13 protein-coding genes are annotated in these 13,135 nt (G+C 34.6%); 7 read left to right on the top strand and 6 right to left on the bottom strand.

What is annotated here, in order from left to right; translation table 11 throughout:
• Positions 1-213: 213 nt before the first annotated feature.
• Together ALGA_RS06145 and ALGA_RS06140 are read left to right on the top strand one after the other, a co-directional pair.
• Positions 214-2,157, top strand: coding sequence for a DUF3857 and transglutaminase domain-containing protein (locus ALGA_RS06145; RefSeq protein ID WP_096428493.1), 1,944 nt, complete (start codon positions 214-216; stop codon positions 2,155-2,157).
• Positions 2,154-2,993 carry a CPBP family intramembrane glutamic endopeptidase gene (locus ALGA_RS06140; protein ID WP_096428492.1) on the top strand — a complete coding sequence of 280 codons (840 nt, stop codon included), beginning with the start codon at positions 2,154-2,156 and terminating at the stop codon, positions 2,991-2,993. The genes ALGA_RS06145 and ALGA_RS06140 overlap by 4 nt, the downstream gene beginning before the upstream one ends.
• Positions 2,994-3,065: 72 nt before the next feature.
• Here the strand turns inward: ALGA_RS06140 and ALGA_RS06135 are convergent, their stop codons facing one another.
• On the bottom strand, positions 3,066-3,821 hold the full coding sequence (locus tag ALGA_RS06135) for a CDP-alcohol phosphatidyltransferase family protein (RefSeq protein WP_096433458.1): 756 nt from the start codon (positions 3,819-3,821) through the stop codon (positions 3,066-3,068).
• Positions 3,822-3,947: 126 nt separating this feature from the next.
• Between ALGA_RS06135 and ALGA_RS06130 the strand changes: the two genes are divergently transcribed.
• Complete coding sequence (locus ALGA_RS06130; protein WP_096433456.1) at positions 3,948-5,012, top strand: putative type IX sorting system protein PorV2; 1,065 nt, start codon at positions 3,948-3,950, stop codon at positions 5,010-5,012.
• A gap of 25 nt (positions 5,013-5,037) precedes the next feature.
• On the opposite strand, the gene ALGA_RS06125 is transcribed toward ALGA_RS06130, so the two are convergent.
• Positions 5,038-5,844: a mechanosensitive ion channel family protein gene (locus ALGA_RS06125; protein ID WP_096428491.1), complete on the bottom strand. Its 807-nt coding sequence runs from the start codon at positions 5,842-5,844 to the stop codon at positions 5,038-5,040.
• Between the two features lie 97 nt (positions 5,845-5,941).
• Here ALGA_RS06125 and ALGA_RS06120 point away from each other — a divergent pair, with 97 nt between their 5' ends.
• The 4 genes from ALGA_RS06120 (at position 5,942) to ALGA_RS06105 (ending at position 9,658) form a co-directional block, all read left to right on the top strand.
• The gene (locus tag ALGA_RS06120; RefSeq protein WP_162845392.1) at positions 5,942-6,706 is read left to right on the top strand and encodes a glycerophosphodiester phosphodiesterase family protein; all 765 of its coding nucleotides are present in this window, start codon (positions 5,942-5,944) and stop codon (positions 6,704-6,706) included.
• A 20-nt stretch (positions 6,707-6,726) separates the two neighbouring features.
• Positions 6,727-7,755, top strand: coding sequence for a PGAP1-like alpha/beta domain-containing protein (locus ALGA_RS06115; protein WP_096428489.1), 1,029 nt, complete (start codon positions 6,727-6,729; stop codon positions 7,753-7,755).
• Positions 7,756-8,253: 498 nt separating this feature from the next.
• Positions 8,254-8,799 carry a hypothetical protein gene (locus ALGA_RS06110; RefSeq protein ID WP_096428488.1) on the top strand — a complete coding sequence of 182 codons (546 nt, stop codon included), beginning with the start codon at positions 8,254-8,256 and terminating at the stop codon, positions 8,797-8,799.
• Positions 8,800-8,818: 19 nt separating this feature from the next.
• Entirely contained in the window at positions 8,819-9,658 is an 840-nt protein-coding gene (locus ALGA_RS06105; protein ID WP_162845391.1) for a DUF4349 domain-containing protein, read from the top strand.
• 46 nt (positions 9,659-9,704) lie between these two features.
• Here ALGA_RS06105 and ALGA_RS06100 read toward each other — a convergent pair whose 3' ends face one another.
• The 4 genes from ALGA_RS06100 to ALGA_RS06085 all read right to left on the bottom strand — a co-directional run bounded on the left by ALGA_RS06100 (position 9,705) and on the right by ALGA_RS06085 (position 12,959).
• Positions 9,705-10,481, bottom strand: coding sequence for an SDR family oxidoreductase (locus ALGA_RS06100; RefSeq protein WP_096428486.1), 777 nt, complete (start codon positions 10,479-10,481; stop codon positions 9,705-9,707).
• A 4-nt stretch (positions 10,482-10,485) separates the two neighbouring features.
• Positions 10,486-11,355: a YncE family protein gene (locus tag ALGA_RS06095; RefSeq protein WP_096428485.1), complete on the bottom strand. Its 870-nt coding sequence runs from the start codon at positions 11,353-11,355 to the stop codon at positions 10,486-10,488.
• Between the two features lie 95 nt (positions 11,356-11,450).
• Positions 11,451-12,110 carry a phosphatidylserine decarboxylase family protein gene (locus tag ALGA_RS06090; protein ID WP_096428484.1) on the bottom strand — a complete coding sequence of 220 codons (660 nt, stop codon included), beginning with the start codon at positions 12,108-12,110 and terminating at the stop codon, positions 11,451-11,453.
• A 27-nt stretch (positions 12,111-12,137) separates the two neighbouring features.
• On the bottom strand, positions 12,138-12,959 hold the full coding sequence (locus tag ALGA_RS06085; RefSeq protein WP_162845390.1) for a phosphatidate cytidylyltransferase: 822 nt from the start codon (positions 12,957-12,959) through the stop codon (positions 12,138-12,140).
• Positions 12,960-13,135: the final 176 nt, after the last annotated feature.

Genomic DNA, 13,135 nt, shown 5'->3' with positions numbered 1-13,135 from the left:
ATCAGTAAAAACGATTAGTCATATGCCGTTTATTACGCATTGATTCATGGAAAGTTCTTGATTTAATTTGTTCTGAATTGTTATGTTCTGTGGTTTTTGTAATTTTTAATAATTCTATATTACTGATATTGAGTAGATTTTGAGAAGAAAGAGGATTAGATAGGTGAGAAGTATAAATATTCTGTTTATTTTGAATCCTCTAAATCATTTCTTATGAAAACTATTTTAAGATTAGTATTACTCTTGATTTTTTCACAGCTTACTATCTGTACGTTAAATGCACAAAAAATTAGATATGGTAAAATATCTAAAGATGAATTTGCCTTAGAAGAGTGTTCTTATGAAAAAGATGCTTCTGCGGTTATTCTCAGTAGAACTTGTACCGTTGATTTGAGTTACACAGCAATCCGTTATTTTTATCATGTGCGAATAAAAATATTAAAGGAGGAAGGATTTGATCAGGCGAATATTAAATTGTCCTACTATCGAAAAGATCAATTGGAAAATATTTCTGGAGTAAAAGGACAAACAATTAATTTGAGTGATCGGGGTAAATCTGAAGTTAGTGAGATTTCGAAAAAATCAATATTCGATGTAGATGTAAATGAGAATTATGGAGAAGTGAGATTTACAATGCCTAATGTGAAAGTGGGATCCATAATTGAATACCAATACAAAACGAGCTCTCATTTCTATTCTTATTTAGACACGTGGTATTTTCAAGATGAAATACCGACCTTTTATAGCTCTTTGAAAGTAAATATGCCTGAGACATTTCGATATAATTTGGTAATGTTTGGGAGTAGAATTCAGGGGAAATATCCCGATTCCAAAGAAAATGAATGGATTTTGACTAATTTGTTGTCGATAAAGGAAGAGGCTTATGTGAATGGTTATCATGATTTTGTTGAGCAGATACGTTTTCAGTTGGCAGGTTATTATACACGAGAAGAAAGTATCAGAGGTGGTTCTCCAAAATTTGTAAACTCGATGATGACATATGAAAACTTGGCCAAAGAATATATCGAAAGGATTCAGTTTTTAGGAAGAAAGGGTTTTGCAAAAAAACAATTGGAAACTATTTTGGATGGAAATGAGAACAATTGGGAGAAAATTGAAAAGATCTATGATTTTGTTCGCACTAAGGTAAAATGGAATGGTGAGTATCGAATTTATCCTGTAAAATCAGCACCCAATATATTGGAAGAGAAGGAAGGGACTAATTCTGAAATTAATTTTTTACTTGTACTGCTCTTGCGTGAAGCAGGATTGGAGTGTAATCCTGCCTTGGCCAGAACCAATACCCGTGGATTAATTCAAAAAGATTATCCGTTGTTAAGTCAGTTCGATCAGGTTTTTGCGTGCGTAGAGCTATATGGCAAACAACATTTTCTGAATGCTACATCTTCATATCGCCCTTATGGATTGCTTGCAGAAGAAGACTTAAATTTTCATGCTTTTGTATTGCGGAAAGAAAAACCATATTGGGCTAAAATTGTTCCCAATGATAAGAATCATGAGGATATAATTATAACCTATGATTATTCTGATTTATTGAAACCTACTTGTAGTTTAAAATTACGGGAAACAGGTTATTTTGCGGCAAATAGCCGAAAAGAATTGGCTGAATCTGGTTCTGAAACATGGATGTCTGATTTGTTTGATCTTGAAAAGTTTGACTTTCAAGTAGATTCGCTTCAATTTAAAAATGAAGAGAACGTGAATCTCTCATTGCAAATGGAGTGTAATTTAAAATTGGAGGATGGTTTGGATGAAGATACTGAGTTTAAATATATCAGTCTGTTTAAAAATAAGGATTTAAAAAACCCATTCTTAAAAGAAACAAGGCAATACCGAATCGATTACAATTATCCTAGAACCAAAACTTATATGGTGAAGTTTATTCTTCCAGATGGATATCAGTTTGAGGATTATCCAAAAGGCAAGAGTATTGCTTTACCGGAAGATTCAGGAAGTTTTAAGCTTAGCTCTCAATTATTGGGTAAGGAACTAACGGTACGAACGTCATTCTCCATAAATGTGGTGGCGTTTACGAAAGAGTATTACGAGGTTTTAAGAGAATTTTACAGTAAAATGATTGATACAATGGGCGCTCAGGTTATAATCAGAAAAAGTGATAATATATCAGAAAAATGAATGGAATTATAAAAGAAACTAAAGTTGAAGAAGTACAGTTTGAAGCAGAAATGGCTTATCCAACAATTAAACAGGGATGGGGGATTCTTGGATTATTTTTAGCAATTACCTTTGCTTACTTTATTCCATTAACAATGATTAGCCTTTTCGGCATTGATATTCAGCACGGTCCTTTTTTGGTGTTAAATTATGCCGTACCTGTTATTATTCTAATTTTTATCACAGGAAGATGGTGGAAAAAGAATCCTCGGAATACTGAGGTTCTCAAGCTTCAATCTTTTCCGTCGGTCCTTTTGCCTGTCGTAATTGTTATGACATTGGCAATCGTCATTATCGATTCTGAAATTGGCAGTTGGATACCCATGCCCGATATTCTGATGGAGATGTTTAAAGAAATGCTACAGCCAAATATCTGGGGATTTTTGACCGTTGTGGTAGCTGCTCCCATTTTGGAAGAACTCTTGATGCGCGGCATAGTGCTAGATGGCTTATTGCGCAACTATTCGCCATGGAAAGCCATTATTTGGTCTTCAGTATTTTTTGGTGTGATACACTTAAATCCATGGCAATTTATTACCGCCATGATTGCGGGAATTGCAATTGGCTACCTCTATTGGAAAACTAAATCGTTGTTTTTATGCATGTTCATTCACTCTTTGAACAATGGCATTGCCTTTTATTTAATGGTTCGTTATAGCGATACGTTCGATCTTGTTGAGCTTTTTGACATAGGAATCCTTGAACGAATAGGATTGTTTGTTGTTGCTTCGGCAATTCTTTGGGGTTCGTACCGCTACTTCGAGAATTTTTTTAGTAAAAGCAAACAGGTGGAATAGGCAAAGAAAAAAGACTAAAATGAAATCATCATTTTAGTCTTCTTTTTATCTTGTATCTGCAAAAAGCTTTGTTTATTTTTTACTGATCATGTTGTTAATCAATGAGAAGATAATGTAAACGAATAAGATCATCGGAATCACTAACCATTTTAAAAGTATTGCTAAAATTAGCAAGCTGATTAGAAACAAGTATTGTATTTTATTTTCTTTCCAGGCAAGGTTTTTTACTTTAAGTGCAAACATTGGAATTTCAGCAACCAATAAGTAAGATGTTATTAGTACAGCTCCAATTATAATGAACTCATTAGATAATAATTCTTTAATTAATGGATAATCTCCATAGAACATTACCAGTGGGAGAGAAGCCCAAAACATAGCATTTGCTGGAGTTGGGACGCCAACAAAAGAGGAGGTTTGTCTGGTGTCTACATTAAATTTAGCCAATCGTAAGGCTGAAAATATTGGGATAATAAATGCGGATAATAAGATTACTATTTGCAAAGAACTTAAATCAGCGGGAATAAAATCTGCTGAAACACTGCCAAGAACAGCACCTTTTAGGTAAGCCAAGGCAATAACTCCAGGAGCAAAACCAAAGCTAACCATGTCAGCGAGTGAGTCGAGCTCTTTTCCCATAGGAGAATACGCTTTTAGTGTGCGAGCAGCTAAGCCGTCAAAAAAATCGAATACTGCCGCTAAAAGAATTAGAAAAGACGCATAAATCAGATAGCCTTCCATAGCCATAAGGCTTGCTGTACATCCTGATAGTAAGTTCAAACAAGTAATTGAGTTTGGAATGTGTTTGATAATCCCTTTTGCTTCTGACATGAAATAGAATTTTGTAAAGTACCGCACAAAAATAATGGATTTTTTTCGAAACTCATGATTTTTTTCATCTCTATGCATGAGTTAAAAAAAAGCATAGTATTTTTACCTGTCAATGAAATTAAATATATGTTCAGAATAATTGCATTTTTTGTTTGCTTATGTGTTGCTGGTTCAGTGTATAGTCAGACTTCAGCTCCTACATATAGTAATGAATTCCTGTCAATTGGAGTTGGTGCAAGGTCTTTTGGAATGGGAAATGCGACAGTCGCTTCTCAAAAAGGTATTGAATCGTCTTATTGGAATCCTGCTAATTTAGTAGATTTAAGAACAAAATTCGATGTTTCGGCAATGCATGCGGAGTATTTTGGGGGATTGTCGGCATATGATTATTTGGGATTTGGCATGAAAATCAATGAGAAAAGTGCGGTCGGATTAAGTCTGATTCGTTACGGTGTTGATGATATTCCGAATACTTTGGAATTGATTGATAAAGATGGAAACATTCGATACGATTTAGTGACAACCTTCTCGGCCGCTGATTATGCATTCCTTTTTTCCTATTCGCGAAAAACTCGGGTTGAAGGATTAAGCATAGGGGGAAATGTGAAATTGATTTATCGACATACTGGTGATTTTGCTTCGGCCTACGGTTTTGGGTTTGATATTGCAGGAACTTATCGAAAAGGAAAATGGCGAGCAGGAGCAGTTCTGAGAGATGCAACGAGTACCTTTAATGCCTGGGTATTTAAAACTGGTAATTTAGAAGAGGTGTTTGAGTTAACGGGCAACGAAATACCTGAGAATTCAACTGAAATTACCCTGCCAAGATTGATTCTTGCCCTAAGTAGAGAATTTTCTATTTCAGATAAATTCTCATTACTGGCCGAGCTCGATATGGATATGACTTTTGATGGACAAAGAAATGTGTTGATTCAAGGAGATCCAATCAGTATAGATCCTCACATTGGAATGGAAGCTTCCTACAAACAATTCATATTTCTTCGCGCCGGAATAAGTAATTTTCAGGAAGAAACAGATTTTGATCAAACTAATTCGTGGACTTTTCAACCAAATTTGGGATTAGGCATTCGGTATAAAAATTTCCAACTCGATTATGCTTTAACAGATATAGGAGATCGATCCATAGCAAAATATTCTAATGTGTTTTCAGTGTCCTACGCTTTCGAATAAGTATTTAAACGAAATAGTTTCTTATTTATTCGCCGCTTATTTCGGCCGCACAGGTAATCATCCAGTCAGGAAAGGAAGAGTCATGTTCCTTAATTCGAGCTACTAGTTCCTGCTTAAAATTTGTTTCAATTAAAGTGTATCGCGATGGCCAAAGCTTGAATACGATTCTGATGATTTCTTTTTTATTATTGGTTTTTATTGGTTCCAGAATACTAGTTTTACCAATAAAGTAGGAAGGGTATTGTTCTTCAAAATCCCCAACCATCTCAACTATTATTTGAGATGTAATGGCTTTCTTATTTTGCTCTTGAGGCAAGCGAACATCTACATAGTAATTAATTTTGCCGTATGAATAGTTAGTCACATTGCTTATGGTTCTATTGGGAATATAAATAGTTGCCTTATGGGCATTTTTTATGGTGATAAATCTCATTGTAATATTTTCTACATAGCCAGTTTGTCCGCCTATCTCCACCAAATCCCCTATATCAAGAAGATCTGAAAAAACCAGTGTCATGCCAGTTACCACATCCTGAACTACACCTTGCGAGCCAAATGCAACGGCCAAACCAATTACCGATGCGCTTGCAAAGTAAGTGGTTAGAGAGACATCAAATTCTTTTAAAATCTGACCAAAAGCAATAAAATAAATCGTGAAAACAAGAATGCTCAGGCCCAAGCTGGTGAAGCTAAGCCATTTAGTTTTCTTGCGGTTGTGAGATTTTTTAATGACTTTGCGATGGATAAATTTCACTAAAAGAGCAATTGCATGGCCACAAATGGCTATAACTAGAATGAAAAGAATTTTTTTTAATTCAAATGTAAGATCCATATAGTGAATTTTTAAAATTTTAATTCTTATAAAAATAGAAAATTAAATATCTAAATGATAAACAATTCTTATTTTCACCATGGATTTAAGGAATTGTATGAAAAATGTGAACGATATAATTATAGCTCATCGGGGTGAATCTTTTGATGCTCCGGAAAATACTTTAGCGGCAATCAATTTAGCATGGGAACGTGGAGCATCTGCGGTTGAAATTGATGTTCATATGACCAAAGATAAGCAGATTGTAGTGATTCACGATGAGGATACGGCTAGGGTTTCCAATAGGAAGATGATTATAAAAAAATCCTTTTTCAAAGAACTTAAAGAACTGGATACTGGTTCTTTTAAGAATGAGAAATGGAAGGGTGAGCACATTTCTTCATTACAGGAAGTCTTAAAAACGGTTCCCGGTTATGGAAGATTGATTATAGAAATCAAAAGTAATTCAGATTTATTGGATCGCTTAAAGATTGAATTGGCTAAGTCGAAGCTTAAAAATTCACAGATAGAAATCATCGCTTTTGACAGTAGTACCTTAGCTAAAGCGAAAAGAATAATGCCGGAATATAGAATGCTATGGTTGCTGGATCTTGATTACTATTTGCCATGGTGGCTTATTTGGAAGTCTAAAAATAGTCTCATCAAAAAGGCGAAACAATTAAATTTTGATGGCGTAGATGTGTGGGCAGGAAAACTGCTGACTAAAGATTTTATTACAGCGTTTAAAAATTCTGATTTGTTGGTTTACACCTGGACTGTTAATAGTCCGCAAAAATCAGAATTACTAATTAGGCAAGGGATTGATGGGATTACAACCGATCGGGCCGCATGGATTACTGAGCAAATAAACAAGAATTTATAAACAGAATAGGATAGTTCGTAATGGCAAATGTTATCATTCAAATTCATGGTTTAGGGAATAAACCACCAAAAGACTTATTGGAACGTTGGTGGGAACGAGCCATGATTGAAGGCTTAAAAAAATATAATTATAAAACGGATTTACCGAAACATGAAATGGTTTATTGGGCTGACATTTTGCACGATAAACCATTAAATCAGTTCGAAAAGGATAAAGAAAGTCCTTATTATTTGGATGAAATTTATGAAAAACCAAGTAAAGAACACTTGCCGGAGAATCATGATACAAGAAAAAAGATCATTGGTTTTTTAAACCGACAACTAAAACGAATTTTTCTAAATGAAGATTTTACTTTAAACTATTCTTTTATAACTGATAGTATTTTAAGCAATTACTTTAAGGATTTGGAGACCTACTACAAAGTAGAAAGCATTGTTGAGACAGGATCTACCACCAAAATAAAAGATCTGATAAGAGAGAGATTATTAACGGTGCTCGAAAAGTATAAGAATGATAATATCATGTTAATCGCTCATTCAATGGGATCGATTATTGCCTTTGATGTATTGACATTTTTAAACGATCACATCAATATTCATACCTTGTTAACAATAGGTTCTCCTCTGGGATTACCAATAGTTGTCAGTAAAATTGCAGCAGAGCAAAGGCGAAAGTTAAATGGACAAAGTTTTATGATTACGCCTAGTGGAGTGAAGAATAATTGGTACAATTTTTCAGATATTCTAGATAAAGTGGCTTTAAACTATGAATTAGCTGATGATTTTTCTGAGAATGAATTTGGTGTAAAACCTGTCGATTTTTTAGTTGTAAACAACTACGAAATTAATGGAATTCCCAATCCTCATAAATCCTATGGCTACTTACGAACCGCTGAATTCGCTAAAATCTTAAATGAGTTTAATATTTCGGAACGATTAACATTCCAAGAAAAAATGACTCGAAGAACTGATAAATACTTCAAAATAACAAAATTGAAACTTTCCATTCAAAAAAGAAAAGTGCAAACATGGTTGCGCCGAAAGAGATAAGATACATTTTAATAGGTCAATATTGCTGGCGCTGATAAATTTGCTGACTTCATGGTATATCCGGATTATACCAGATTTAGCACTTCGCAAATACTATCAAATTCAGGAATAAGTAATAATTTCAGTTCTTGGGAATGTGATTATTGGTTTTGGGTGTGAAAATGCAACTCAAAACACTCCAAATGCAGCTTCTGGAAATCTGTCTGTAGTGCAAGTTTGTGCGAATGTAGCTAAAGGGAATTCGTATGTAGGTTGAGGGACTGGAAATGTAATTGTAGAGATTTTGTATGAGTTTGTAAAGTTTACCGCACATTGGTTAAATTATTGCAGCAGAAAAAGGGGCTCGTAAAATTTTCCGTAGAGGATAAATACATCAATTTATTTGGAATTTTGTTTTATTCTAAACTAAACAGATATGATCATGGTTAGAAGCATTATAAATGCATATAAGGATTAAATTGATTAAATTCATGTAGTAATAGTAAATTACTGAGCGTCATGAAAAATTTAATCGTAAACATTCTGTTTCTGATTAGCAGTCTTTCTGCTTTTGCCCAAAAACAAGTTATAATTCTTCATCCCGTTGTGGGAGATACTATCGATTTAGCTGAGAAACAAACTTATTTGTTGTTTGCTAATGTTGAGGATTCCTCTTTTGAGTTTGCTCAAATTATGAAAGAGGGAGACAACTATTTTTTGAATGTGCATTCTCAATCTGGTAATCAACTAATGGAAGTAGATCAGTCGAAATTGCAGGAATATCATACCAACATCCAAAAATTATTGGCTTACTATTCTTATTTGGAGAATCCCGACAAATTAAAAGTGGCACCGCTTGTAGTTTTAAATCAGAAAGATACCTGTGCCTTAGAAATGGATATTGAGTATCTAAGTCCGAAAATGCGAAAGAAACTAAAATATGATTCTTACCAATATCAAACTAAAAAATCTACAGCTGAGGAAATGGAGTTTTGGTTTACCGATAAAAGCAATTATATCCACACTTCCGGCTATTTTGAAATTTTAGAATCCAAAAACAAATAGTTTTATTAAGATGATGAATATGAAACAGATACTATTACTTGTTTTCACCATTCTTTGTGTGACTTCCTGTGATTTGGGAAGTACAGATTCTCTTAGGATGGAGATGGCAGAAGAAGAAATGACTCCGATGACAAGGCAGGCAGTGAATGCTTCTTTACTGCCATTGCCCGAACTTAAAAATGTAGAAATTAGCAAAAAGAAAATCATCAAAGATGGTCGTATTGTTGTTGATGTTGCTAACCTGAAAGAAGCAAAACATCAGGTGGATAGCTTACTAAAGATTTATGATGCATATTATGCAAATGAAAGTTACAACGATGGTTATAAAGAATTGTCGTACGAATTAACAATTAGGGTTCCTTTTGTAAATTTTGAAAGTTTGATTGCTAATATTGAAATGGGAAGCGGCAAGCTAACCAGTAAAGAAATTGAAGCTCGAGACGTTACAGATCAGTTTATTGATTTGGAAAGTCGATTGGTAAACAAATTGAAGTACTTGGAGAGATACCGTGATCTTTTAAAATCAGCTAAAACAGTAACTGATATTATTGAAATCGAGGAGAAGATACGAGTTATTGAAGAAGAAATAGATAGTACCGAAGGACGTTTGAAATACTTGAGTGATTTAGTAGGTTACAGTACTCTTCGTTTGCGTTTAAATAAAGAAAAGACGATTCAATTAAGAACTAAGAAACAAGCCAAATTTGCTTTACGATTTAAGCATGCAATATCTAATGGATGGTTTGGGTTTGTTGATTTTTTTATAGGGATAATTCACTTGTGGCCTTTTGCTATTGTAATTGGGATATTGTACCCTTTGCTAAGATGGTTTAGAAAAAGAAGGAAAGGAAATAAATAGTTAATAAAACAAACTCCCAAAGAATTAATTTCTTTGGGAGTTTGTTTTATCCGTGTATACCTAATATTTGCCCGCCATCAACGCTAATTGTTTGGCCAGTGATGTAGCCGGAGGAAGGGGAGAGAAGCCATGTTGCTAATTGTCCCAAATCCTCAGGGTTTCCCATTCGTTTCATTCTGATGCCCGAGGCAATTTTATTTTTTGCTTCCTGAGAAGTAATATTTTCCTGTTCAGCTTTTTTGTCTAATAAACGATTGATTGCCGGGGTTTCATGATATCCAGGCCCAATAATATTTAGTGTTACTCCCGATTCTGCAATTTCCTGCGAAAGAGTTTTTACAAAACCGACAACCGAAAGGCGCAGGGAAGTACTTAAAACCAAATTATCAATGGGTTGTTTTACCGAAGAGCTTTCCAAAAAAACCATTCTGCCGTAACTCTCTTTTATCATCAAAGGAACAAGAGTCTGGGTCAATTCTACTTTCCATCGTAATAGCTGATGATAGGCATTGTCCCAATCTGCTAGTTTTGTCTCCATAGTCTTCATCGCAGGCGGACCACTAGCGTTCACAAAAGCACCAGAGAGCTTTCTCTTGCCAATTTTCTCCATCAACAAGCAAATGGTCTCCGATTGAGTGATGTCGCCACAAAAGGCTTCTATTTGATCTGTATTCGATTTTTGCAATTCATCCAGTTTTTCCTGTCCGCGAGCAATTGCAATCACTTTAGCACCATCGGTAAGTAAATTTTTCAGCACGGCATTCCCAAATCCCGAAGTGGCACCGCAAACTACAAATAGCTGATCTTTAATATGTAAATCCATAAATTTATAATTTCAATTGATAGGCAATTACCCGATTGTTGTGAAATGTAGGAACTAAAATAATTTTTTGTTCGGGAATAAAGCCCAGATCGGCTGCATTTATTTGCTGTTCGGCTGAACTAAGCAGTAGTTTAATTTCTCCGTGGTCAATCATTTGGATGTTACCAACCCAATCGGAAGTAATCCAGCTATTGTCACCAATACTCAGCAAACCATCAATGCTTTTTGTGTTATTAACAAGAGTGTTGATAAGTTTCGTGTCAGTCTCAATTTTGAGAATTTTGTTGAGAACACCTGCATAAAGAAAATCATCTTTAAAGGTTAATCCATTTACATGATCCAGTTGATCGTCTTTTAACCAGACTGAAAAATTTCCATTTTTAAGACGGTGAATACTTCCTGTCATATTATCGGAAACATAAACAGTACCAGTTTTCGGATTAATTGTTACATCATTTAGGAAGATGGCTGTTGGGGCAGGATATTTCTTTACGATTTCACCTTTCGCAATATCAACCACCACTAAATCGTTAATATCGCTAACAAAAAGGAAATTGCCGTATTTGGCCATTCCTTTCGGAGCATCAAGTCCGGTAACCCATTTGTGACTGGTAATTTCTCCTTTTAGATTGAGCTTTGAAATATAGCCATTTGCATCCTGATTGCTAGGAGTGCCTTTAATATTGGAAACATATATACAGGCATTATCAGCATCGTAAAATACCGATTCAGGAATTTCAAGAGATTTTTCGCTCTCCCAAACAAATTCAAGTTTTGTGCAAAGATATGCAGGAACGTCTGTTTGTTGTCCGAAACTTGCAAAGGATGATATGCAAATTAAGATAATCGCAATAAATCGAATAATTTTTGTCATGATATTGATCATTAAAAGTTCGCAGTTTTGAAGTTACGACTTTTTACAGATCAGACCTGAAAAATTATTACCAATAAAGAAATACTTATTGCAAGTTAATCGGAAAAACGACCAATTATGGTTTGAGAACCAGTTACTTTCTGTCTTAATTTTACATCAATTTTTGTTCCTAAGGGAAGATACAAGTCAACTCTTGAACCAAATTTAATGAAACCTTCCTGCTTGCTCTGATCTACTTTTTCTCCCTCTACCGAGTAAGAAACAATTCTGCGGGCAAGCGCACCGGCAATTTGTCTCATTAAAACAGTAATCTTTTCATCTTTCTCAATCACGATTGTTGTTCTTTCGTTTTCTGTAGATGATTTTGGCAACCAGGCTTTTAAAAATAAACCGCTATGGTGTTTGACATATTTTACCAATCCTTGCACAGGATACCAGTTGATATGTACGTTTAGCGGGGACATAAAAATAGAAACCTGAAGTCTTCTGTCTTTAAAATATTCCAATTCTTCAGTTTCTTCAATAACAACCACTGTTCCATCTGCCGGAGCAATAATCAAATTATCTCCAACTACAGGAATACGTTTTGGAACCCTGAAAAAGGAAACAATTAATAAGAAAAATACGATAGTTACAACTAAAAAGCTATTGAGTAAAAGACCGGAACCAGCGGTAAAATAAATTAGTGCATCAATTGCAGCCAGTATTAAAAAAAACACTGTAATGATTCCGTATCCTTCCTTATGAATTGTCATGTTTTGATTTTAATTTTTGCAAATTTACTAAAAAAATTCTTTTATTGCTTGTAAGAATACAAAAACCATTGGAGATACTAATAAAATGGCATCAAAACGGTCCAGAATTCCACCGTGCCCCGGAAGAATATTTCCCGAGTCTTTAATGTTAATACTTCGTTTGAAAAGGGATTCAACTAAATCCCCAATTGATCCAAACACAAAAATGATAACAGCAACAATAAGCCATTGTATTAGCGTTAAATCGCTAAGGTAAGTGGAACAAAGCCAGGCAATTCCTATCGTTGTAATCGCTCCGCCAATACTTCCTTCCCATGATTTTTTAGGGGAAATTCGTTCAAATAATCTGTGTTTTCCAAAATTAACACCAACTAAATAAGCTCCCGTGTCATTAGCCCAGATCATCACAAAAACACCTAGAAGAATTTCATAGTGAAATTGTTGATCATTAAATGGGAAAACCATGTAATTTAATAAAGAGAAAGGAAGTGCGACGTATAGTAAGCCTAAAAATGTAAAGGCAATATTTGCAAATGGATTCTCTTTTTTTCGATACAATTCTATTATTGGGATCATCACAAGCGTTACTGAGAACACTAGAAAAACACTTGAGCTATTTAAATAGGTGTTTGCAAAACAGGCTAAAAATAAAATTCCCGCAGCAATCATACCAGTAATACATTGTGGTGAGCTGTTTGCTTTTTTAGCCAACTTATAAAATTCAAAGGTTCCCATTAGGGTAATTCCAAGAAAGACAGCTAAAAAGCCAATTGGATGCAGGGTAATTCCCGCTAGTAAAACAATTGCAAAAATGGCAGCTGATAATGTTCTCTTGATAAAGTTCCCCACTTGATATATTTTAATAATTGAAATTGATCCTAACCTGCAAATTTTGCTTCTTTTAATAAGCGATTCCAAAAATAGTGTTTTTTCAGCACTTATAAGAATCGAATCGCCCGAGCCGCTAATTTGGGATGAATCAAGAAAAAAGGATTAAAAAAAAGCTAAATTACTGAGCAGTTCCC

Source organism: Labilibaculum antarcticum (assembly GCF_002356295.1).
In the GTDB taxonomy this organism is placed as follows: domain Bacteria; phylum Bacteroidota; class Bacteroidia; order Bacteroidales; family Marinifilaceae; genus Labilibaculum; species Labilibaculum antarcticum.
The sequence above is the reverse complement of the archived record's forward strand: the minus strand, read 5'-3'. Positions and strand labels throughout refer to the sequence as shown.

What these genes read in the sequence shown, in the direction of transcription:
- ALGA_RS06100 (WP_096428486.1), bottom strand. Translation starts at nt 10,481, where the DNA reads ATGGATTTACATATTAAAGATCAGCTATTTGTAGTTTGCGGTGCCACT.
- ALGA_RS06105 (WP_162845391.1), top strand. Translation starts at nt 8,819, where the DNA reads ATGAAACAGATACTATTACTTGTTTTCACCATTCTTTGTGTGACTTCC.
- ALGA_RS06090 (WP_096428484.1), bottom strand. Translation starts at nt 12,110, where the DNA reads ATGACAATTCATAAGGAAGGATACGGAATCATTACAGTGTTTTTTTTA.
- ALGA_RS06125 (WP_096428491.1), bottom strand. Translation starts at nt 5,844, where the DNA reads ATGGATCTTACATTTGAATTAAAAAAAATTCTTTTCATTCTAGTTATA.
- ALGA_RS06120 (WP_162845392.1), top strand. Translation starts at nt 5,942, where the DNA reads ATGAAAAATGTGAACGATATAATTATAGCTCATCGGGGTGAATCTTTT.
- ALGA_RS06140 (WP_096428492.1), top strand. Translation starts at nt 2,154, where the DNA reads ATGAATGGAATTATAAAAGAAACTAAAGTTGAAGAAGTACAGTTTGAA.
- ALGA_RS06095 (WP_096428485.1), bottom strand. Translation starts at nt 11,355, where the DNA reads ATGACAAAAATTATTCGATTTATTGCGATTATCTTAATTTGCATATCA.
- ALGA_RS06145 (WP_096428493.1), top strand. Translation starts at nt 214, where the DNA reads ATGAAAACTATTTTAAGATTAGTATTACTCTTGATTTTTTCACAGCTT.
- ALGA_RS06130 (WP_096433456.1), top strand. Translation starts at nt 3,948, where the DNA reads ATGTTCAGAATAATTGCATTTTTTGTTTGCTTATGTGTTGCTGGTTCA.
- ALGA_RS06110 (WP_096428488.1), top strand. Translation starts at nt 8,254, where the DNA reads ATGAAAAATTTAATCGTAAACATTCTGTTTCTGATTAGCAGTCTTTCT.
- ALGA_RS06135 (WP_096433458.1), bottom strand. Translation starts at nt 3,821, where the DNA reads ATGTCAGAAGCAAAAGGGATTATCAAACACATTCCAAACTCAATTACT.
- ALGA_RS06115 (WP_096428489.1), top strand. Translation starts at nt 6,727, where the DNA reads ATGGCAAATGTTATCATTCAAATTCATGGTTTAGGGAATAAACCACCA.